The sequence below is a fragment of the Cupriavidus sp. FW305-3-2-15-C-LB2 genome (assembly GCF_058787575.1).
The window spans coordinates 16,855-37,431 of record NZ_JBYSZW010000051.1 but is presented as its reverse complement, the minus strand read 5'-3'; the positions used below and the strand labels follow the sequence as shown (position 1 = coordinate 37,431).

General features: G+C 65.5%; 19 protein-coding genes. 17 read left to right on the top strand and 2 right to left on the bottom strand.

Features of this window, described 5'->3' with window-relative positions:
- The first annotated feature begins 21 nt into the window (after positions 1-21).
- Complete coding sequence (locus AC3WRR_RS28440; RefSeq protein WP_010813834.1) at positions 22-648, top strand: ferritin-like domain-containing protein; 627 nt, start codon at positions 22-24, stop codon at positions 646-648.
- Positions 649-750: 102 nt separating this feature from the next.
- Here AC3WRR_RS28440 and ppc read toward each other — a convergent pair whose 3' ends face one another.
- Positions 751-3,789, bottom strand: a complete 3,039-nt coding sequence (gene ppc / locus AC3WRR_RS28435) for a phosphoenolpyruvate carboxylase (protein WP_454751229.1) — start codon at positions 3,787-3,789, stop codon at positions 751-753.
- A gap of 74 nt (positions 3,790-3,863) precedes the next feature.
- Between ppc and hemC the strand changes: the two genes are divergently transcribed.
- From hemC to AC3WRR_RS28385, 10 genes are all read left to right on the top strand, one after another.
- Positions 3,864-4,877 (top strand): hydroxymethylbilane synthase, encoded by a 1,014-nt coding sequence (gene hemC / locus AC3WRR_RS28430; RefSeq protein ID WP_454751228.1) that lies wholly within the window; start codon positions 3,864-3,866, stop codon positions 4,875-4,877.
- A gap of 9 nt (positions 4,878-4,886) precedes the next feature.
- Complete coding sequence (gene hemDX / locus AC3WRR_RS28425; RefSeq protein WP_010813831.1) at positions 4,887-7,001, top strand: fused uroporphyrinogen-III synthase HemD/membrane protein HemX; 2,115 nt, start codon at positions 4,887-4,889, stop codon at positions 6,999-7,001.
- Between the two features lie 4 nt (positions 7,002-7,005).
- Entirely contained in the window at positions 7,006-8,196 is a 1,191-nt protein-coding gene (locus AC3WRR_RS28420; RefSeq protein WP_010813830.1) for a heme biosynthesis protein HemY, read from the top strand.
- 151 nt (positions 8,197-8,347) lie between these two features.
- Positions 8,348-9,055, top strand: a complete 708-nt coding sequence (locus AC3WRR_RS28415) for a pseudouridine synthase (RefSeq protein ID WP_010813829.1) — start codon at positions 8,348-8,350, stop codon at positions 9,053-9,055.
- 102 nt (positions 9,056-9,157) lie between these two features.
- On the top strand, positions 9,158-9,730 hold the full coding sequence (locus AC3WRR_RS28410; RefSeq protein WP_010813828.1) for a YqgE/AlgH family protein: 573 nt from the start codon (positions 9,158-9,160) through the stop codon (positions 9,728-9,730).
- Positions 9,723-10,148: a Holliday junction resolvase RuvX gene (ruvX, locus tag AC3WRR_RS28405; RefSeq protein WP_492292724.1), complete on the top strand. Its 426-nt coding sequence runs from the start codon at positions 9,723-9,725 to the stop codon at positions 10,146-10,148. The genes AC3WRR_RS28410 and ruvX overlap by 8 nt, the downstream gene beginning before the upstream one ends.
- Positions 10,145-10,681 (top strand): bifunctional pyr operon transcriptional regulator/uracil phosphoribosyltransferase PyrR, encoded by a 537-nt coding sequence (gene pyrR / locus AC3WRR_RS28400; RefSeq protein ID WP_010813826.1) that lies wholly within the window; start codon positions 10,145-10,147, stop codon positions 10,679-10,681. The genes ruvX and pyrR overlap by 4 nt, the downstream gene beginning before the upstream one ends.
- Before the next feature lie 92 nt (positions 10,682-10,773).
- Positions 10,774-11,748 carry an aspartate carbamoyltransferase catalytic subunit gene (locus AC3WRR_RS28395; protein WP_010813825.1) on the top strand — a complete coding sequence of 325 codons (975 nt, stop codon included), beginning with the start codon at positions 10,774-10,776 and terminating at the stop codon, positions 11,746-11,748.
- Positions 11,749-11,810: 62 nt separating this feature from the next.
- A complete protein-coding gene (locus AC3WRR_RS28390; RefSeq protein WP_010813824.1) occupies positions 11,811-13,094 on the top strand; it encodes a dihydroorotase in 1,284 nt (427 codons plus the stop codon).
- Entirely contained in the window at positions 13,091-13,924 is an 834-nt protein-coding gene (locus AC3WRR_RS28385) for a lysophospholipid acyltransferase family protein (protein ID WP_492298725.1), read from the top strand. The genes AC3WRR_RS28390 and AC3WRR_RS28385 overlap by 4 nt, the downstream gene beginning before the upstream one ends.
- Before the next feature lie 35 nt (positions 13,925-13,959).
- Here AC3WRR_RS28385 and AC3WRR_RS28380 read toward each other — a convergent pair whose 3' ends face one another.
- Entirely contained in the window at positions 13,960-14,808 is an 849-nt protein-coding gene (locus tag AC3WRR_RS28380) for a symmetrical bis(5'-nucleosyl)-tetraphosphatase (RefSeq protein ID WP_492298723.1), read from the bottom strand.
- A 232-nt stretch (positions 14,809-15,040) separates the two neighbouring features.
- Here AC3WRR_RS28380 and rfbB point away from each other — a divergent pair, with 232 nt between their 5' ends.
- The 6 genes from rfbB (at position 15,041) to AC3WRR_RS28350 (ending at position 20,577) form a co-directional block, all read left to right on the top strand.
- On the top strand, positions 15,041-16,105 hold the full coding sequence (rfbB, locus tag AC3WRR_RS28375) for a dTDP-glucose 4,6-dehydratase (protein ID WP_058696723.1): 1,065 nt from the start codon (positions 15,041-15,043) through the stop codon (positions 16,103-16,105).
- Positions 16,095-17,009: a dTDP-4-dehydrorhamnose reductase gene (rfbD, locus tag AC3WRR_RS28370; RefSeq protein ID WP_492298721.1), complete on the top strand. Its 915-nt coding sequence runs from the start codon at positions 16,095-16,097 to the stop codon at positions 17,007-17,009. Before rfbB ends, rfbD begins: the two co-directional genes overlap by 11 nt.
- A 10-nt stretch (positions 17,010-17,019) precedes the next feature.
- Complete coding sequence (rfbA, locus tag AC3WRR_RS28365) at positions 17,020-17,898, top strand: glucose-1-phosphate thymidylyltransferase RfbA (protein ID WP_058696721.1); 879 nt, start codon at positions 17,020-17,022, stop codon at positions 17,896-17,898.
- Positions 17,895-18,446, top strand: a complete 552-nt coding sequence (rfbC, locus tag AC3WRR_RS28360; RefSeq protein WP_058696720.1) for a dTDP-4-dehydrorhamnose 3,5-epimerase — start codon at positions 17,895-17,897, stop codon at positions 18,444-18,446. Before rfbA ends, rfbC begins: the two co-directional genes overlap by 4 nt.
- 75 nt (positions 18,447-18,521) lie before the next feature.
- Positions 18,522-19,340 (top strand): ABC transporter permease, encoded by an 819-nt coding sequence (locus tag AC3WRR_RS28355; RefSeq protein WP_058696719.1) that lies wholly within the window; start codon positions 18,522-18,524, stop codon positions 19,338-19,340.
- Complete coding sequence (locus AC3WRR_RS28350; protein ID WP_058696718.1) at positions 19,330-20,577, top strand: ABC transporter ATP-binding protein; 1,248 nt, start codon at positions 19,330-19,332, stop codon at positions 20,575-20,577. Before AC3WRR_RS28355 ends, AC3WRR_RS28350 begins: the two co-directional genes overlap by 11 nt.

Genomic DNA, 20,577 nt, shown 5'->3' with positions numbered 1-20,577 from the left:
GATCCCACACAGGAGAACATCATGGAACGCATGCGCACCACTGCGGTCACGACAGATCCGACCGATTCCCTTGACCGCATTGTGACCGCGCCCGATGCGCGCCGCCGCGGGCTGCTCAAGGCGCCGGGGCTGTTCGCGCTGGGCTCGCTCGCCGTCATCAGCCTTGGCGAGTCCATGCCGGCCTGGGCGCAGACCCAGTCGGGCAGCACCAGGGACGACATCAATATCCTGAACACTGCGCTGGGACTGGAATACCAGGCGATCGCGGCCTACCAGGTGGGCGCGGAAAGCGGCCTGCTGCAAAAGCCGGTGCTTGCCACCGCGGTCAAGTTCCAGGACCACCACAAGGCGCACGCGCAGGTGCTGGCCGGGACGGTGTCAAAGCTGGGCGGCACCCCGGTGGTGGCGAAGAAGGCGTCGGAATACACCTTCCCGACTGACAAGCTGAAGACCCAGGCCGATGTGCTGCGCTTTGCCGCGGGGCTGGAGAAGGGCGCCACCGCCGCCTACCTGGGCGTGCTGCCGAACTTCCACAACCGCGAACTGACCCGCGCCGCCGGCAGCATCCTCGGGGACGAGGCGATGCACTGGGCGGTGCTGCTGCACGCGCTGGGTGAGGATCCGGTGCCGGGGGCGTTTGTGGGGTGAGGGGTCAGACTGGCGCCATTTGAAATAGCTGCCGCCCGATGTGGACGCGGCCCTCTCCCGCACGCGGGAGAGGGGCGCAAACCGGCAGCACTCTGACGCCAATCAGCCCGTATTGCGCAGGCCCGCCGCGACCCCGTTGATGGTCAGGTGGATGCCGCGCCGCACCCGGATGTCGTCGCCATCCTTGCCCGAGCGGTAGCGTTTCAGCAACTCAACCTGCAAGTGGTTCAGCGGGTCGAGGTAGGCAAAGCGGTTCTTGATCGAGCGCGCCAGCAGCGGGTTGTCCGCCAGCCGTTCCTGGTGGCCGGTGACCAGCGTCAGCATCTCGCAGGTCAGGTGCCATTCCTTGCTGATGCGGTTGAACACGGTGCGGCGCAGGGCCGCGTCATCGCACAGCTGGGCGTAGCGCGAGGCCACGGCCAGGTCGGTCTTGGCCAGCACCATGTCCATGTTGGACAGCAGCGTCGAGAAGAACGGCCAGGTCTTGACCATGCGGCGCAGCGTGGTCACGGCCAGCTTGCGCGCCTTGTCGTCCGGCGCGGTGTCCAGCAGCGACTTGACCGCGCTGCCGAAGCCGTACCAGCCCGGCAGCAGCAGCCGGCACTGGCCCCACGAGAAGCCCCACGGAATCGCCCGCAGGTCTTCGATGCGGCGGTTCTTCTTGTCCATCAGCTTGCGCGAGGCCGGGCGCGAACCCAGGTTCAGGTCGGCGATCTCGGTGATCGGCGTGGTGGCGAAGAAGTAGTCCTTGAAGCCCGGGGTCTCGTAGACCAGGTCGCGGTAGGCGGTGAAGGCTCGGTCCGACAGCTGCTGCATCACGGCCTCGAACATGTCGAGGTCCTTGGGTGCGTTCTGCTGCGGCAACAGCGAGGCTTCCAGCGTGGCGGCGACCACCGTTTCCAGGTTGCGCCGGCCGATCTCGGCGTTGGCGAACTTGCTGTTGATGATCTCGCCCTGCTCGGTCAGACGGATCTGGCCGTTCACCGTGCCCGGCGGCTGCGACAGGATGGCCTGGTAGGTCGGGCCGCCGCCGCGGCCGACGGTGCCGCCGCGGCCGTGGAACAGGCGCAGCTTGACCTGACGCTGCTCGAACAGCTGCACCAGCTCCAGCTCGGCCTTGTACAGCTCCCAGGTGGAAGTCAGGAAGCCGCCGTCCTTGTTCGAGTCCGAGTAGCCAAGCATCACTTCCTGCTCGACGCCATGGTGCGCGATCACCGAGTCGAAGCCCGGCAGGTCCAGCAGCGACTGCATGATGCCGGCGGCGTTGCGCAAGTCCTCGATGGTCTCGAACAGCGGGATCACCATCAGCTCCATGCGCGCCGGGTCGGTCTTGCTGCCCAGCGTGCCCTGCAGCATGCCGGATTCCTTCTGCAGCAGCATCACTTCGACCAGGTCCGACAGCGTCTCGGTGTGCGAGATGATGTAGTTGCGCGCAATGCGCTTGCCATAGCGCGCGCGCAGCTCGCGCGCGGCGGCGAAGATCGCCAGTTCCTTGCGGGTCTGCTCGGAATACTCATGCCACGGCAGCGTCAGCAGGCGCGGCTGGCGCAGTTCGGCCAGCAACAGTTCCAGCTTGCGCGCCTCGGGCAGGGCGGCGTAGTCGGGGGCGATGCCGGCGGCGGCGAACAGCTCGGCGATGACCGCCTCATGCACGTCCGAGACCTGGCGCATGTCGACCGATGCCAGGTGGAAACCGAACACGCCGATGGCGCGCGCCAGCGCTTCGATACGGCCATTGGCCAGCGCCTGGCCATGGTTGGCGCGCAGCGAGTCGACCACCACCTGCACGTCGGCGGCAAAGGCCTCGGCGCTGTCATAGGGCTCGGCCGGCGCCACCGGGCGGCGCGGCACGGCATGGCCGGTCAGCGCCTTGCTGGTTGCGGCCAGGCGCGCGTAGATGCCGATCAGCGCGCGGCGGTAGGGTTCGTCGGCGCGATGCTCGGAGTGGTCGGGCGAGCGCTCGGCCAGCGCCAGCAGTTCCGGGCTGGCGTCGACCATCAGCGTCGACATCGACAGCTCCGCGCCCAGCGCATGGACTTCATCCAGGTACCAGTCGATGATCATCTGCCCCTGCTGGCTGGCGGCATGCTCCAGCGTCTCGGCGGTGACGTTGGGGTTGCCGTCGCGGTCGCCGCCGATCCAGGAGCCCATCTGCAGGAACGGCGCCAGCGGCGCCGGCTGCGCGCCCGGAGTGCCCTTGCGCTTGCGCGTGGTCGGGAACACCGCGGCGATGTCTTCTTCCAGCTCGCTCATCAACTGCGGGATGCCGCGCAGGAAACAGGTGCGGTAGTAGGACAGGGCGTTTTCGATCTCGTCGGCCACCGTCAGGCGCGAATCGCGCAGCATGCGGGTCTGCCACAGCGTGGTGACCTTGGCGCGCAGCTGCGCGGTGTTGTGGTCGCGCTCGCGCGCGGTCATCGGCAGGTCGCGCTCGGCCAGCAGGCGGGCGATCTCGCGCTCGGCGTCGAGAATACTCTTGCGCTGGACTTCGGTCGGGTGCGCGGTCAGCACCGGCACGATCAGGGCCTCGTCCAGGAACTTGCGCAGCTGCTTGCCGGTCACGCCGGCGGCGTCGATCGCCTCCAGCGCGTGGGCCAGGCTGCCCGCCTGCGGCGGCGAGCCGGCCAGCGCGTGCACGCGGCGGCGGCGGTTGTGGTGCTGGTCCTCGGCGATATTGGCCAGGTGCGAGAAATAGCTGAACGCGCGCACGACCTGGTTGGTCTGGTCGCGCGACAGGCGCTTGAGCAGGCGGTCCAGCTCGGCGCCGGCGGCGCGGTCGTTCTCGCGGCGGAAGCGCACCGCGGTCTGGCGGATGGTCTCGACCACCTCGAAGGCGGCGTCGCCTTCCTGTTCACGCAGGCATTCGCCCAGCAGGCGGCCCAGGAAGCGGATGTCCTCGCGCAGCGGCACGTCCTTGTCGGCGGTGCGGCGGGCGGTGGGGGCGATGGTGGTTCCGTTGCTCGACACGATGGAAAGCTTGGGCTTGGGGGAACGTTTGGTCCCGCTGCGGCTGGCGGGGCGTTTCGGTTCGGCGGCGGATGCGCCGTTTGCGTCACCCTGGCCGGCGCCGAGGGCAGGGCTTTGGTCTTTCGCAGCCGGGGCGGTCCGCCGGCCGTTGGGGCGCGCAGCATGCTGCGTCATGCAATCTCCTCGTTCTGCTTCTAGCTTATCTATTGGTGCGGAGGGACTATTGGGTCGCGTGCTACCATTGACGCATGTCGTCTGCCACCCTGTCTTCCTCTACCGCTGTCGTGTCTCGCAATCTTCCGCAAAAGCTCGTCATTGCCTCCCGAGAGAGCCGTCTGGCCCTGTGGCAGGCAGAACATGTGCGTGCTGCATTGCAACAATACTATCCCGCGTGCGACGTGTCCATTCTTGGCATGACCACGCGCGGAGACCAGATTCTAGACCGTACGCTGTCCAAAGTCGGCGGCAAGGGTCTGTTTGTCAAAGAACTGGAGTTCGCGATGGACGAAGGCCGGGCGGACCTGGCGGTGCACTCGCTCAAGGATGTGCCGATGGAGTTGCCCGAAGGCTTCGCCCTGGCCGCGGTGATGGAACGCGAGGATCCGCGCGACGCGCTGGTGTCTTCCGCCTACGCCTCGCTGGACGAGATGCCGGCCGGCACCGTGGTCGGCACCTCCAGCCTGCGCCGTGAGGCCGCGCTGCGCAGCCGCTATCCGCAACTGGTGATCAAGCCGCTGCGCGGCAATCTGGACACGCGGCTGGGCAAGCTCGATCGCGGCGAATACGGCGCCATCATCCTGGCCGCCGCCGGCCTCAAGCGCCTGGGCCTGGGCGAGCGCATCCGCGCGCTGATCCCGATCGAGGTGTCGCTGCCGGCCGCAGGCCAGGGCGCCCTCGGCATCGAGATCCTGGCCAACCGGCCTGAACTTGCGCAATGGCTGGCGCCCCTGAACCACCAGCCGACGGCGCTGGCCGTGAGCGCCGAGCGCGCCGTGTCGCGCATGCTGGGCGGCTCGTGCCAGGTGCCGCTGGCCGCCCATGCGCGCTGGGAAGGCGATCAGCTGAAGCTGGACGCCTTTGTCGCCTTGCCCGATGGCACGCGCGCCATCCGCGCTGCCGCGTCCGGGCCGGCAGTTGACCTGGCTGCTGCCGAAGCGCTTGGCCAGGCCTGCGCGCGCGACCTGCTGGCGCAGGGTGCCGAAGCCATCCTCGCGGCACTGGCCGATTCTGGCGATCCCGCCGGCTCCCAAGCTCCTGCCTGAGGCTGCCCCATGCCCAGCCCGACCGTCGTTGTCACACGACCCGCCGGGCAGTCCCGGCAACTGACCGAGGCGCTGCAGGCCGCGGGCCTGGACGTACTCAGCTTTCCCTTGCTGGGCATCGGCCCGGCCGTTGACGACGCGCCGCTGCGCGCGGCGCTGGCGCGGCTGAACACCTTTGCGCTGGTGGTCTTTGTCAGTCCCAATGCCATTGCCTACGCGCTCGACGCACTGGCCGGCGTGCAGGGCGTGGCCCAATGGCCGGCGCAGGTGCCGGTGGCGGTGGTCGGGCCGGCCAGCGTCGCGGCCCTGGCCGAGCGCGGCATCGCGCCGCCCGCGTGCCGGGTGATCGCGCCCGCGGGCGCTGCCGCAAACGGGCAGGGCCCCGATGACGCCGCACCGGAGGCCGAAGCGCTGCGCTTCGACTCCGAGGCCCTGTGGGCCCGGCTCGATCCCGCCGCGCTGGCGGGCAAGCCGGTCCTGATCATCCGCGGCAACGGCGGGCGCGACTGGCTGGGCGACCGCCTGCGCGAGGCCGGCGCCCAGGTCGAGGCCGTCGAGGCCTACCAGCGCACGCTGCCCGAACCCAGCGCCATGCAGTGGCAGGCCGTGCGCGACAACCTGCGTCCCGGCGCGGCGCCGCATGCGTGGCTCCTAACCAGTTCTGAAGCGGTGCGCAACCTTGACGCGCTGGCACGCCAGCATCTGTCGCCTGAGGAAGACGCTGCCCTGCGGCAGGTGCAGTGCATCGCGCCGCATGCGAGAATCGCCGAACAGGCGCTGGCGCTGGGCTTCCCCCATATCCTGCGCGCCGCCCCGGGCGATGCCGGCCTGCTGGCGGCGTGCCTGCAGTGGGCCGATGCCCATGCCGGTCCCGCGCCGGCAAGCATGGCCAGCGCGTCTATCGAAGCCGGCCCGCCCAGCGCCACAGCCGAAGCGCCGCCGGCCCCCGTGCCGGACGCAGCAGTTCCCGCAACGTCAACGAAGGTCGAACGCGTGACGCAAGAAACCACGTCCTCCTCCGCTACGCCGCCGCCCACGGCGGCCTCCGCAGCATCGGCGCAAGCAGCGTCCGCGCCGGGCCCCGCTACCCCCGCTGCTCCCAGTGCAGCCTCACGGCGGTCCGCTGCGTTGTGGGCGCTCGTCGCCGTGCTGGTGGTGGCGACGGCTGGCGGCTTCTGGTGGCTGCAGCAGCGCGTTGACCACCTGACCGGCGAGCTGGCGCGCCGCCAGCAAAGCAACGATGCGCTGGTGCAGGAGTCGCGCGTGCTGACCCGCAACGCGCAGGACACGGTCAAGGAACTGCAGGCCAAGGTCGGTGCACTGGAGAACCAGGTCGGAGAGACCCGCGACAAGCAGGTGGCGCTGGAACAGGTCTACCAGGACCTGATGCGCAACCGCGACGACTGGGAAATCGCCGAGATCCAGCAGTTGCTGACCAGTGCCGGCCAGCAACTGCAGCTGACCGGCAACGTGCAGGTGGCGCTGGCCGCGCTGCAAAGCGCCGACGCGCGCCTGGCGCGCGCCGACAAGCCGCAATACAACCTGCTGCGCCGCGCGATCGCGCGCGACGTCGCGCGCATGAAGGCGGTGCCCGACACCGACCTGACCGGCGCTGCAATTAAACTGGACGAGGCCATCAACCAGGTCGACTCACTGCCGCTGCTGTCCAGCGAACGCATGCTGGAGCGCAGCGAGGCCGACGCCCGCAAGGGTGCCGCGGCCAACGGTGCCAGCGCGCCGGCCGCCGCCAACGGCGCGGGCCCGGGCTGGTTCACGCGCCTGTGGGATTACCTGCGCGAAGAACTGGCGCAGGTGGTCCGCATCCGCAAGGTCGACGACGCCGAGGCGCTGCTGCTGTCTGGCGACCAGGGCTGGTTCCTGCGCGAGAACGTCAAGCTGCGCCTGCTCAACGCGCGCCTGGCATTGCTGTCGCGCAACGAACCCGTGTTCCGCAACGACCTGGCCGCCGCGCAGGCGATGATCAGCCGCTATTTCGATACCAAGTCGCGCCGGGTGCAGGGGGTGCTGACGCTGCTGCGGCAGGCGCAGGCCGGCGCGGTCACGGTGCAGCTGCCCACCATGTCCGAAAGCCTGGGCGCGCTGCATGCCCTGAAGAAGGAGTAAGCCCATGCGCCTTCTGTTCTGGGTTGCGGTCCTGTTTGGCGGCGCCGTCGGGCTGGCCCTGTTCACGCAGTTCAACCACAGCAATGTGGTGCTGTTCTATCCGCCGTATCGCGTCGAGCTGTCGCTGAACCTGGCGCTGGCCTTGCTGCTGTTGCTGTTCTTCGTGGTTTGGACGGTGATGTCCACCGTCCGCCATCTGGCCGACATGCCGCGCCGCGCCGCCGCCTACCGCGAGCGCAGCCGCATGAGCAAGGCACAGGCGGCGCTGCGCGAGTCGATCGAAAACCTGTTTGCCGGCCGCTTCGCCCGCGCCGAGCGCGCCGCGCGCGAGGCGCAGTCCTGGGACGACCAGGCCCAGACCGCCGCGCTGATCGGCGCCCGCGCCGCGCACCGGATGCAGGAAACCGAGCGGCGCGACGCCTGGATGGCGCAGGTCACCGACCCCGAGCGCGAGCAGGCGCGGCTGGTGTCGATGGCCGAGTTGCTGGTCGATGCCCGCGATGCCGACGGCGCGCTGGAGACCATCGCCCAGCTGCAGTCGCAGGGCGCGCGCCAGATCCACGTGCAGCGCATCGCGTTGCGCGCGCACCAGCACCTGAAGAACTGGACCGAGGTGCTGCGTCTGGCGCGCTCGCTGGAAAAGCGCAACGCGCTGCATCCGGTGCTGGCGCTGCGGCTCAAGCAGATGGCCGTCGAAGCCATGCTGGAGGAACGCCGCCACGACGCCGACGCGCTGACCGAGTTCTGGCGCTCATTGTCCGCCGACGAGCGCCGCGCCACCCGCATCGCCGAACCCGCGGCGCGTTACTTCGCGGCGCTGGGCCGGCAGAACGAAGCCCGCCGCATCATCGAAGACGCGCTCAAGGTCAACTGGGACAGCCGCCTGGTGCTGCGCTATGCCGATTGCGCCGTGCCAGGCCACGCGCTGCCGCAGATCCAGCAGGCCGAGAAATGGCTGGCCGCGCATCCCGCCGACGCCGATCTCTACTACACGCTGGGCGTGCTGTGCCTGGGTGAGAAGCTGTGGGGCAAGGCCCAGTCCAGCTTCGAGCGCGCGCTGAAATATGCCGAGCCCGACCAGCAGCGCCGCCTGCGCGTGCGCACGCACCTGGCGCTGGCGCGGCTTTTTGAGGAAACCGAGCGCTTCGACGACGCGCAGCGGCACTATCGCGAGAGCGCGATGCTGGCGGCCTGAGGATTTCAGGCTGCGCGTAAACTAACCGATTGTGTGCTCCCTCTCTCCCGCAAGCGGGAGTGGGGCGCACCGACCGCAGGCAAACTGCGGCAGCAATCCGGCTTGCCACCCAGCAGCCGCGTCACCATCCATCCCTACCACCATCCATTCCATGACTCTCGACCGCATCCTCCAATCCCAGGGCTTTGGCACGCGCCGGTACTGCGGCGACCTGATCGCCGCCGGGCTGGTCGAGGTCAACGGCGAACTGTGCGAAGACCCGCGCGCGCAGTTTGAAGTCGACGGCCTGCGGCTCACCGTCGACGGCGAGGAATGGCTGGCCTGCACCAAGGCCTACCTGATGCTGAACAAGCCCACCGGCTACGAATGCTCGCAGCGCCCGCGCCATCATCCCAGCGTCTACAACCTGCTGCCGGTGCCGCTGCGCCAGCGCGAGGTGCAGGCCGTGGGGCGGCTGGACCACGACACCACCGGGCTGCTGCTGCTGACCGATGATGGCCAGTTCATCCACGCCCAGACCTCGCCCAAGCGCAAGGTGCCCAAGATCTATGAAGTGACGACTGCCGAGCCGGTCACGCCGGAGCAGGCCGAAGCGCTGTGCAGTGGCGTGCAACTGCTCGACGAACCGGCGCCGATCGCTGCGGAAGCGTGCGAGATCACCGGCGAACGCAGCCTGCGGCTGACCCTGGTGCAAGGCAAGTACCATCAGGTCAAGCGCATGGTGGCGGCGGCCGGCAACCATGTCAGCGCGCTGCATCGCAGCGCCATTGGCGGCCTGCGGCTCGATCCGGCCCTGGCCGAAGGCGAGTGGCGCTGGCTGACGGCGCAGGAGCTGGCCGCACTGACCCGCAAGGATTGAGCCAAACTGCAACCCCAGACCGTGGCCGGGCGCTCATTGCTGCACTGCAGCGTCCGCCAATCTTTTCCGGAAGACCCCCGGCGATTTGATAAAATGCAAGGCATGGCGAAGCCCGAAGCACCTATCAATCTGACCAATCAGTTCCTGATTGCCATGCCTGGCATGGCTGATCCGACCTTTTCGGGTTCCGTCGTCTACATCTGCGAACACAATGAGCGTGGCGCGCTCGGGCTGGTGATCAACCGGCCCATCGACATCGACATGGCCACGCTGTTCGACAAGATCGACCTCAAGCTTGAAATCCAGCCAGTCGCGCACCAGCCGGTCTACTTCGGCGGCCCCGTGCAGACCGAGCGCGGCTTTGTGCTGCATGACCCGGTGGGCGTCTATGTGTCGTCGCTGGCCGTGCCCGGCGGGCTGGAGATGACCACCTCCAAGGACGTGCTCGAGGCCGTGGCCAACGGCAGCGGCCCGCACCGCTTCCTGCTGACGCTGGGTTACTCCGGCTGGGGCGCCGGCCAGCTGGAGGAAGAGCTCAGCCGCAACGGCTGGCTGACGGTCCAGGCCGACCCCGAGATCATCTTCAGCGTGCCGCCCGACGATCGCTTCGCCGCCGCCATCCGGCTGCTGGGCATCGACTTCACCATGCTGTCCGGCGAGGCCGGGCATGCATGATGCCGTGGGGCGTGAACTGCCCCGCGACGGCACGGTCCTGGCATTCGACTACGGCGAAAAAAAGATCGGCGTCGCGCTGGGCAACTTCATCACGCGCGAGGCGCGTGCGCTGACCATCCTCCCCAATATCACCGTGGAAGGCCGCTTCGAGGCCGTGGCGGCGCTCATCCAGGAGTGGAACCCGGTGCAGCTGATCGTCGGCATGCCGGTCAACCCCGAAGGCGGCGAGCAGCCCTCGATGAAGCTGGCGCGGCGCTTCGGCAACCAGCTCAACGGCCGCTTCGGCCTGCCGGTAGAGTGGGTGGACGAGCGCTATACCTCGCGCGCCGCGTCGATGGCCGGCGCCCGCCGCGGCGAGCTCGATGCCGAGGCCGCCCGCATCATCCTGCAACAGTACTTCGACCAATTCCCGCTATGACGCAGATTTCCGTTCCCGACGCCGAGTCGCTGTACCGCAAGCTGCTGGACCAGGCCCAGGCGTTGATCCCCGAGGCCGAGCGCGCGCGCTGGTCGGTGGCCGGCATCTACTCAGGCGGCGCGTGGATCGCCGCGCGGCTGGCCGCTGACCTGAAGCTGCCCGAGCATGGCGTGATCAACGTTGCCTTCCATCGCGACGACTATGCCAAGAAGGGCCTGCACAGCCAGGCCCAGCCGACCACGCTGCCGTTTTCGGTGGATGACCGCAACATCCTGCTGATCGATGATGTGCTGGCCACCGGCCGCACCATCCGTGCCGCCGTCAACGAGCTGTTCGACTACGGCCGCCCCGCGCGCGTGGCGCTGGGCGTGCTGGTCGACCGCGGCGGGCGCCAGCTGCCGATTGCCGCCGACCTGACTGCCGCCGAGATGGCGCTGCCGCCCGGCACCACGCTGGTGCTGTCGCGCCAGGGCGAGGGCGCCGGCGCACAATTCGCGTTTGCGACCGAACCTACCGATTCCGCCACCGGCTGAACCGGCCCGCATGCCCCAGGCGCGCCCGTGCGCGCCTGACCCCCAGCTCCGAGACCAGACCACCTCCGTTTTTTGCCCGCGCCCGACCAGCCATGACCAAGACGTTCCGCAACCCGCAGCTCACCAAGAACGGCGAACTGAAGCACCTGTTGTCGATCGAGGGGTTGTCGCGTGACATGATCACGCACATCCTCGACACCGCCAGCCAGTTCGTATCGCTGTCCGACTCAGACCGCGATGTCAAGAAGGTGCCGCTGCTGCGCGGCAAGAGCGTGTTCAACCTGTTCTTCGAGAACTCCACCCGCACCCGCACCACCTTCGAGATCGCCGCCAAGCGGCTGTCGGCGGACGTGCTGAACCTGAACATCAACGCCTCGTCGACCAGCAAGGGCGAGTCGCTGCTGGACACCATCAACAACCTGTCGGCGATGTCAGCCGACATGTTCGTGGTGCGACATGCCAGCTCGGGCGCACCTTACCTGATCGCCGAGCACGTCGCGCCGCACGTGCACGTGATCAATGCCGGCGATGGCCGCCACGCGCACCCGACGCAAGGCCTGCTGGATATGTATACGATTCGGCATTTCAAGAAGGACTTCACCAACCTGACGGTGGCCATCGTCGGCGACATCCTGCACTCGCGCGTGGCACGCTCCGACATCCACGCGCTGACCACGCTGGGCGTGCCCGAAGTGCGCGCCATCGGCCCGCGCACGCTGCTGCCGTCGGGGCTGGAGCAGATGGGCGTGCGCGTCTTCCACGACATGGAAGAGGGCCTGAAGGGCGTGGACGTGGTCATCATGCTGCGGCTGCAGAACGAGCGCATGAGCGGCGCGCTGCTGCCGTCGGCGCAGGAATACTTCAAGGCCTACGGCCTCACGCCGGAGCGCCTGGCACTGGCCAATCGCGACGCCATTGTGATGCACCCGGGCCCCATGAACCGCGGCGTCGAGATCGACTCCGCCGTGGCCGACGGGCCGCAGTCCGTGATCCTGAACCAGGTGACCTTCGGCATCGCCGTGCGCATGGCGGTGATGGGCATCGTGGCGGGAAATAGCGACGAATGATGCAGTCGAGCGACACGAGCCAGAACACACTGAACCAGCCAAGCGACACGACAAGCCAAGCTATGAAGATTCACATCAAGGGCGGCCGCCTGATCGATCCGGCCAGCAACACCGACGCCGCGCAGGACCTCTACATCGCCGCCGGCAAGATCGTCGGCGTGGGCAGCGCCCCGGCGGACTTCACCGCCAACAAGACCATCGATGCCAGCGGCCTGATCGTGTGCCCCGGCCTGGTCGACCTGTCCGCGCGCCTGCGCGAGCCCGGCTACGAATACAAGGCCACGCTCGAATCCGAAGTGGCCGCCGCCACCGCCGGCGGCGTGACCAGCCTGGTCTGCCCGCCCGATACCGATCCGGTGCTCGATGAGCCCGGCCTGGTCGAAATGCTGAAATTCCGCGCCCGCACCCTGAACCAGACCCACGTGTACCCGCTGGGCGCGCTGACGCTGGGCCTGAAAGGCGAGACCCTGACCGAGATGAGCCAGCTGACCGAGGCCGGCTGCGTCGGCTTCAGCCAGGCCGAGGCCCCGGTGCACAACACCCAGGTGCTGCTGCGCGCGCTGCAATACGCCAAGACCTTCGGCTTCACCGTCTGGCTGCGCCCGGAAGACCCGTTCCTGGGCGGCGGCGTCGCCGCCAGCGGCGCGGTGGCGTCGCGCCTGGGCCTGTCCGGCGTGTCAGTGATCGCCGAAACCGTGCGCCTGCACACCATCTTCGAACTGATGCGCAGCACCGGCGCGCGCGTGCACCTGTGCCGGCTGTCGTCAGCCGCCGGGCTGGAACTGGTGCGCCAGGCCAAGCGCGAAGGCCTGGCCGTGACCTGCGACGTCAACATCCACCATGTCTCGCTGACCGACATGGATATCGGCTACTTCAACTCGCAGATGCGCTTCTCGCCGCCGCTGCGCAGCCCGCGCGACCGCGACGCCATCGTCGCCGCGCTGGCCGACGGCACCATCGACGCCCTGTGCTCCGATCACACCCCGGTCGACGACGACGAGAAGCTGCTGCCGTTCGCCGAGGCATCGCCGGGCGCAACCGGCCTGGAACTGCTGCTGCCGCTGACCCTGCGCTGGGCCGCCGAGCACAAGGTTCCGCTGGCCCTGGCACTGGGCCGCATCACCGCCGAGCCCGCCCGCGTGATCGGCCTGAAGGCCGGCACCCTGGCCGTCGGCAGCGCCGCAGACGTATGCGTGTTCGACCCCAGGCAGGTCTGGAAGGTCGACCGCCGCTCCATCAAGAGCCAGGGCAAGAACTCGCCGTGGCTCGGCTACGAGATGGAAGGCAAGGTCCGCATGACTCTGGTCGGCGGGCAAGTCGTCTACGGAAACCACGCCCACGCATGATCTGGCTGCGCAAGACCGCGCTGGTGCTGCACCTGCTGCGCGGGCTGGTGACCTGCGCCTTGCTGTTCCCGTGGCTGGGCGTGCGCACGCGCGAGTGGCATATCCGCCGCTGGTCGCGGCGGTTGCTGCGGATTTGCGGGGTGGAGGTCGAGGTGGTGGACGCCACCGGCGCAGCGCCGCACGGCGCCGGCCGCCAGGGTGCGATGGTGGTTTCCAACCATATTTCGTGGCTGGACATCTACGTCATCCACAGCTGGCAGCCGGTGCGCTTCGTCGCCAAATCGGAGATACGCAGCTGGCCGCTGATCGGCTGGCTGTGCGGGAAGACGGGAACGATCTTCATCGAACGGGCGCGCAAGCGTGACGCCCACCGCGTGCTGCACGACATCACCGACGTGATGCTGCAGGGCGACCTCGTCGGCGTGTTCCCGGAAGGCACCACGACCGACGGCACCGAGGTGCTGCCATTCCACGCCAACCTGATGCAGGCGCCGATTTCTGGCGGGTTGCCCGTGCAGCCCCTGGGACTGAACTACCTCGATGCCGCTACGGGTCAACCAACGCTTGCCGCCGCCTACATCGGCGAGACCACATTGCTGCAGTCACTGGAAGCGGTCTTGCGCGCACCCAGGATCAAGGCCAGGCTGGTAATCGGGCCTGCGCTGGTGCCGGCCTCGGGCGACCGCCGCGAGCTTGCGACCTCCGCCAGGGAGGTGGTCGCCCACCTCAGCCAGGGCGCGCCGGAACACGCCGCCGCAGCGGCCCGACGGCTGAACCACCCCGTCGAGCCCGGCGGCGTGCCCCAGCCGAACTCCGCTGCCATCAGCTAGCCGTCCTGTCGTCCCCGCCAACGCGGGATTGCCAGTCAGGCCAGCGGGTCACAATATTGCGGGCAATCAACCTGAACGACGGTCCGTTCGGCAGGATCCTGTGCCAACCGGGCCGCCGTCAGCTTGCCACCCCAGACGCAGCCAGTATCCAGCGCCATCAGATTCGGCCGCATGACCAGGCCCAGCGTCGACCAATGGCCGCATACCACCGTCACATCCTCGGTACGCCGCCCTGGCACGTCGAACCACGGCATGAACCCGTCCGGCGCCTTGCCCAGGCCTTCCTTGGTCTTGAAGTCCATCACGCCATCGACAGTGCAGTAGCGCAGCCGGGTGAGGGCATTGACCACCACGCGGTGGCGTTCGATGCCGCGCAGGCCGTCGTGCCAGCGGTCGGCGGCGTTGCCGAAGATGTCGGCGAGGAAGCCTTGCCAGTTGGGGCCTTGGAGTTGGTCTTCGACTTCGCGGGCGAGGTCGATGACTTGGGCAGCGGTCCATTGGGGGAGGACGCCGGCGTGGACCAGGAGGAAGTTGTTTTCCAGCAGGGCCAGGGGGCGGTGGCGGAGCCAGCTTAGCAAGTCCTCACAGTCGGGGGCGGTGAGGATGTCGTCCAGGGTGTCGGATTTGCCTTTTTTGCGGACGCCGGCGGCGACGGCGAGGAGGTGGATGTCGTGGTTGCCGAGGACGGTTTCGGCGCGGCTGCCCATAGCGCGGATGGCGCGGAGGGTTTGGAGGGAGGCTGGGCCGCGGTTGACCAGGTCGCCGACGAAGCGGAGGGCTGGCTGTGCCGGAAATTCGCCCAGCAGGGTGTCCAGCGAGGCTGCGCAACCCTGTAGGTCGCCGACGGCGAATAGTGTTGAGTGAAGCACTTTATTGTTGGGCATCAGAATCGGAGGCAAACTATTTCGCTTCTATTTGTAGTTTTGTGACCGATATACCGTGGCATGGTTACATGAGGCTACAAAAAGAGGGGAAGGGCACGTAGGTTAGGGCATTCCGTCGGATAGAATACCGCCACTTCTGCAGGCACTTAACGCCCCGCCGTCCAGGATGCGGACAAGGTGGGCGCTCGGCTTTTGCCGGGTCATCGAAACATATCGAGGCAAGGAGCAAGTTTTGTCGCATATTTTGGTCACAGGCGGTGCCGGGTTTATCGGCGCCAATTTCGTTCTGGCATGGCTGGGCGACAAATCGGCGGATGGGGTCATCAACGTCGATAAGCTCACCTATGCAGGCAATCGGAAGACGCTGGCGTCGGTCGAGGACGATTCACGGCACGTGTTCTCGCAAACGGATATTTGTGACCGTGATGCCCTGGACGAGCTCTTCGCCACCTACAATCCGCGCGCAGTCGTGCACTTCGCGGCGGAGAGCCATGTAGACCGGTCCATCCATGGTCCGGGCGAATTTATCCAGACGAATATCGTTGGTACCTTCACGCTCCTGGAAGCGGCTCGCGCTTACTGGGGCAGCCTCGAAGGGCAGGCCAAGTCGGACTTCCGCTTCCTGCATGTCTCAACCGACGAGGTGTTCGGCTCGCTGAGCGAGACCGATCCCCAGTTCTCGGAAACGACGCCGTACGCGCCCAACAGCCCGTACTCGGCCTCCAAGGCGGCCTCGGATCATCTGGTGCGCGCGTATCACCATACCTACGGCTTGCCGGTCCTGACGACGAACTGTTCCAACAACTACGGTCCGTATCATTTCCCGGAAAAGCTGATCCCGCTGATTATCGCCAATGCGCTGGCGGGCAAGCCGCTGCCGATCTATGGCGATGGGCTGAATGTGCGTGACTGGCTCTACGTGCGTGACCACTGCTCGGCGATCCGTGAGGTGCTTGCCAACGGCCGACTCGGCGAGACCTACAACGTCGGCGGCTGGAACGAGAAGACCAACCTGGACGTGGTGCACACGCTGTGCGATCTGCTGGACGAACTGCGTCCGAAGGCCACCGGTTCTTACCGCGACCAGATTACATTCGTGAAGGATCGTCCGGGGCATGACCGCCGCTATGCCATCGATGCTCGCAAGCTGGAGCGCGAGTTGGGTTGGAAGCCGGCGGAGACGTTTGAATCCGGCATGCGCAAGACGGTGCAGTGGTACCTGGATAACCAGGTGTGGGTGCAGGACGTGATGTCCGGCGAGTACCGGCACTGGGTGGCGAAGCAATATGCAGCGTAATCCCGCGGTTCCGACCATTCTCGTAACGGGCAGCAACGGGCAGGTGGGGTTTGAACTGCGCCGGAGCCTTGCGCCGCTGGGAAACGTGGTGGCACTGGATCGCACTGGCTGCGACCTGTCGCGACCGGACGCAGTCCGTCGTGTGGTGCGTGATTGCCGGCCCGACGTGATCGTCAATCCGGCGGCCTACACCGCGGTGGACAAGGCGGAAACCGAGGTGGATCTCGCCTTTGCCATCAACGGCACGGCACCCGGCATCCTCGCCGAGGAGGCAAAGGCTCTTGGTAGTCTGCTGGTCCACTATTCGACCGACTATGTCTTTGACGGCACCAAGGACGGTGCCTATGTCGAAAGCGATGCCGTCAATCCGCAATCGGTCTATGGCAAGAGCAAACTGGCCGGGGAGCAGGCAATTGCCGCGGCCGGTGGTGCCGCGCTGGTTCTGCGGACCTGCTGGGTGGCTGGTGCTCATGGCGGTAACTTCGCCAAGACCATGCTCAAGCTCGGCCGCGAGCGCGACAGCCTGCGCGTGATTGCCGACCAGTTCGGCGCTCCCACCACGGCCGCGCTGATCGCCGATGTGACTGCACAGATCGTGGCGCGACACTGGCTCCACGGCGACCGCCAGGCCTTCGCCTCCGGCATCTACCACCTGGCAGCCGCCGGCGAGACCAGCTGGCACGCCTACGCCACCGAAGTGCTGCGCTACGCCGCGACCCAAGGCATCGACCTGAAGGTGGACCCAGCCCGCATCGAGGCCATCCCCGCCACGGCGTATCCCCTGCCTGCCCCGCGTCCGGCCAACTCCCGCCTGGACACCGGCAAGCTGCGCCAGACCTTCGGTATCCATCTTCCAGATTGGCAGCAAGGTGTGCACCACCTGCTGGACCAGATCTTTTCCTGAGCAAGACATCATGCGCAAGGGCATTATCCTCGCCGGAGGTTCCGGTACTCGGCTCTATCCGATCACGCGATCGGTCTCCAAGCAGTTGCTGCCGGTGTACGACAAGCCGATGATTTACTATCCGCTGTCCACGCTGATGCTGGCGGGGATTCGGGACATTCTGATCATCTCCACTCCGGAAGACACTCCCCGTTTTTCGGAAATGCTGGGCGACGGCAGTAAGTGGGGTATCAACCTTCAGTATGCGGTGCAGCCGTCGCCGGACGGATTGGCACAGGCCTTTATCATCGGGCGCGATTTCATCGGCAATGACCCGTCAACCCTGATTCTTGGTGACAACATTTTCCATGGCCATGATCTGGTTAGCCAGTTGTCCCGGTCGGCCAAGCAGACGGGGGGCGCGACGGTCTTCGCATACCACGTCCATGACCCAGAGCGCTATGGCGTGGTGGAGTTTGATTGCAATTTCCGCGCGTTGTCACTGGAGGAAAAGCCAGTCAAGCCACGCTCCAACTACGCCGTGACTGGACTTTATTTTTACGACAACCAGGTTTGCGACATTGCAGCCGACATTCGGCCCTCGGCACGGGGAGAGCTTGAGATCACTGACGTAAACAAGCGTTACCTGGAGTTGGCGCAACTGGATGTTGAGATCATGGGGCGTGGTTATGCGTGGCTGGACACGGGTACGCATGACTCCCTGCTGGAAGCTGCAACATTTATCGCAACGCTGCAAAGTCGGCAGGGCCTGATGGTCGCTTGTCCGGAAGAGATTGCATATCGCAGCAAATGGATTGATGCCGAGCAAGTGGAGGAGCTGGCAAAACCGCTCGCCAAGAACGGTTACGGCAAATACCTTCAGCAAATCATCTCGGAGTCCATCAAATGAGTCTGAATGTCATTCGCACGGAAATTCCAGAAGTGCTGATCCTCGAGCCAAAAGTTTTTGGCGACAGCCGTGGCTTTTTCTTTGAGAGCTTCAATGCAAAGCAGTTCGAAGACGCCGTCGGCGTCAATCCTACCTTCGTGCAAGACAACCATTCACGTTCATTGAAGAACGTCTTGCGTGGACTGCATTATCAGATCCAGCACGCGCAGGGCAAGCTGGTCCGCGTGGTTGTCGGCGAGGTATTCGATGTTGCGGTGGATCTACGCAAGTCGTCCTCGAGCTTTGGTAAATGGGTCGGTGTCAGACTTTCCGCGGAGAATAAACGGCAATTGTGGGTGCCGGAGGGTTTCGCGCATGGCTTTGTGGTCACCTCCGACTATGCCGAATTCCTCTATAAGACCACGGACTATTGGTATCCGGAGTTCGAGCGGTCATTGCTGTGGAATGATGCGGCCATTGGCATTGAGTGGCCGATCGACGGCGAGCCGCTTCTTGCAGCCAAAGACGCAGAGGCAAAAATCCTGAAGGACGCGGATTGCTACGCCTGACTGCGTGTAGGGGCACCGCTCGGAGCGTTGTGCCTCGCATTGTGCGGTGTGCCGGGTGAACGAACGATTCTCGATATGAAAACCTTTAGTGCTTCACCCCTCGCCCTGGTGCGCTCGCTGGTTGCAAATCAAGGCCTGATCCTGAACTTGGCTCAGCGCGAGGCAATCGGCCGTTACAAAGGATCGATCCTTGGCATCTTCTGGTCATTGCTAACGCCCCTGCTGATGCTGGCAGTGTACACGTTCGTCTTTAGCGAAGTGTTCAAGGCGCGTTGGAGTGGCGGTACTAACTCCAAGACCGAGTTTGCGATTGTGCTGTTTGCCGGAATGATTGTGTTCAATCTGTTTGCTGAGTGCATCGGCAAAGCACCTTCGATCATTCTTTCCAACGCGAATTTCGTGAAGAAGGTCGTCTTTCCTCTGGAAATCCTGCCATGCGTGAATCTGCTGTCGGCGCTGTTTCACGCGGGGGTGAGCATGGCCATCCTGATCGTCTTTGAGTTAGTGGAGGCTGGCCGAGTGCCCTATACGATTTGGCAAATTCCGCTTGTGCTACTTCCACTCGCAGCGTTCATCCTGGGATTAAGCTGGTGGTTGGCAGCGACCTCTGTCTATCTACGCGATGTGGGGCAGACTATTGGTATCTTAATTACTGCGCTCATGTTTCTATCCCCAGTTTTCTTTCCGGTGTCGTCCTTGCCACCGCGGTGGCAGACCTTTGCGCACCTGAACCCGCTAAGTTTCCCTATTGAACAGGCCCGCAACGTTCTCGTCTGGGGGCAGTCCATTTCGTGGAGGGGGTGGTGCCTGTACACGCTAGTCATGTTTGCTATAGCCTGGATCGGCTTTGCGTGGTTCCAAAGGGCTCGCAAGGGATTTGCCGATGTTCTCTGAGTCCGCCATTCGCGTCGAGGGATTGTTCAAAATATTCAATACCTACGATCGCCCCCGAGATCGGCTGCTGCAAAGTCTCTACGGCGTCGGCGCGCGCGTAGCTCTGTCGTCGGGGCTGCGCGGGCGCTTCGCCCGTCGTTCGCAAGAGTGCGCGCGCAAGTTCTGGGCGCTGCATGATGTTAGCTTCGAGATCAAGCGTGGTGACACTGTTGGCATCATCGGACGCAATGGTTCCGGTAAAAGCACGTTGCTGCAAATCATTTGCGGTACGCTGGCACCGTCCGGTGGCGATGTGACTGTTAATGGCCGGGTAGCGGCGCTGTTGGAACTGGGTTCTGGCTTCAATCCTGAATTCACAGGACGCGAGAATGTCTATTTGAATGGACAATTGCTCGGGTTGACGCGCGAGCAGGTTAGTGAGCGATTTTCGGAGATAATCGCCTTTGCTGACATTGGCGATTTCATTGATCAGCCCGTCAAGACGTACTCGAGCGGGATGTTTGTCCGACTGGCATTTGCCATTGCAATTCACGTTGACCCCGAGATCCTGATTGTCGACGAGGCTCTAGCGGTGGGCGATATTCAGTTTCAGCTCAAGTGCATCGAGCGTATGGAGGAGATTCGCAAGAGCGGCACGACGATCCTGTTCGTTTCGCATGCATTGGAGCAGATTAAGCGTTTCTGCACGACGGCCATCTGGCTCGACAAGGGCAGGGTACGCATGGCCGGCGAGGCAAATTTCATCTCCGATCAGTACCGCGATGTGATGCTCATGCAGAGCGCCGAGCACGCCGCAACCCCACAGGGGCCGCGCATCGACGCGGCAAACGGTGCGCCCGCCGTGATCAAGTTGGTGAGCGCCAGCGCGACCACACTGGCGCCTTTTGATCCCTTGTCGGTGCGAATCGAATATGTCGTCGGCGACCGCGCCCTGCCAAAGCTGCTGGTAGGCGTGGCCATCCGCGATGCCAAAGGTACCTACATCTTTGGTCCAAACACGCATCTCGATAAAGCCTCGATCCCGTACGAGCCGGGAACGCACATTGTTGAGTACATTATCCCGAAAGTTCCGCTGCTGACCGGCACCTACGTTGTGGATGTTGGCTTATTCAGCGATGGCGGTTTGGTTTGCATCGACTATTACGGTGCTGCGAGTCAGGTAAGCGTCGTGGCCGAATATTTCAGCGAAGGACTGGTGTACATCGATCATGAGTGGAGAGTCGTCAACCGTGGATAG

What these genes read in the sequence shown, in the direction of transcription:
- ruvX (WP_492292724.1), top strand. Translation starts at nt 9,723, where the DNA reads ATGCATGATGCCGTGGGGCGTGAACTGCCCCGCGACGGCACGGTCCTG.
- AC3WRR_RS28355 (WP_058696719.1), top strand. Translation starts at nt 18,522, where the DNA reads ATGAAAACCTTTAGTGCTTCACCCCTCGCCCTGGTGCGCTCGCTGGTT.
- AC3WRR_RS28390 (WP_010813824.1), top strand. Translation starts at nt 11,811, where the DNA reads ATGAAGATTCACATCAAGGGCGGCCGCCTGATCGATCCGGCCAGCAAC.
- AC3WRR_RS28385 (WP_492298725.1), top strand. Translation starts at nt 13,091, where the DNA reads ATGATCTGGCTGCGCAAGACCGCGCTGGTGCTGCACCTGCTGCGCGGG.
- rfbD (WP_492298721.1), top strand. Translation starts at nt 16,095, where the DNA reads ATGCAGCGTAATCCCGCGGTTCCGACCATTCTCGTAACGGGCAGCAAC.
- AC3WRR_RS28350 (WP_058696718.1), top strand. Translation starts at nt 19,330, where the DNA reads ATGTTCTCTGAGTCCGCCATTCGCGTCGAGGGATTGTTCAAAATATTC.
- AC3WRR_RS28420 (WP_010813830.1), top strand. Translation starts at nt 7,006, where the DNA reads ATGCGCCTTCTGTTCTGGGTTGCGGTCCTGTTTGGCGGCGCCGTCGGG.
- pyrR (WP_010813826.1), top strand. Translation starts at nt 10,145, where the DNA reads ATGACGCAGATTTCCGTTCCCGACGCCGAGTCGCTGTACCGCAAGCTG.
- AC3WRR_RS28415 (WP_010813829.1), top strand. Translation starts at nt 8,348, where the DNA reads ATGACTCTCGACCGCATCCTCCAATCCCAGGGCTTTGGCACGCGCCGG.
- rfbA (WP_058696721.1), top strand. Translation starts at nt 17,020, where the DNA reads ATGCGCAAGGGCATTATCCTCGCCGGAGGTTCCGGTACTCGGCTCTAT.
- AC3WRR_RS28440 (WP_010813834.1), top strand. Translation starts at nt 22, where the DNA reads ATGGAACGCATGCGCACCACTGCGGTCACGACAGATCCGACCGATTCC.
- AC3WRR_RS28410 (WP_010813828.1), top strand. Translation starts at nt 9,158, where the DNA reads ATGGCGAAGCCCGAAGCACCTATCAATCTGACCAATCAGTTCCTGATT.
- AC3WRR_RS28395 (WP_010813825.1), top strand. Translation starts at nt 10,774, where the DNA reads ATGACCAAGACGTTCCGCAACCCGCAGCTCACCAAGAACGGCGAACTG.
- hemDX (WP_010813831.1), top strand. Translation starts at nt 4,887, where the DNA reads ATGCCCAGCCCGACCGTCGTTGTCACACGACCCGCCGGGCAGTCCCGG.
- rfbC (WP_058696720.1), top strand. Translation starts at nt 17,895, where the DNA reads ATGAGTCTGAATGTCATTCGCACGGAAATTCCAGAAGTGCTGATCCTC.
- ppc (WP_454751229.1), bottom strand. Translation starts at nt 3,789, where the DNA reads ATGACGCAGCATGCTGCGCGCCCCAACGGCCGGCGGACCGCCCCGGCT.
- AC3WRR_RS28380 (WP_492298723.1), bottom strand. Translation starts at nt 14,808, where the DNA reads ATGCCCAACAATAAAGTGCTTCACTCAACACTATTCGCCGTCGGCGAC.
- hemC (WP_454751228.1), top strand. Translation starts at nt 3,864, where the DNA reads ATGTCGTCTGCCACCCTGTCTTCCTCTACCGCTGTCGTGTCTCGCAAT.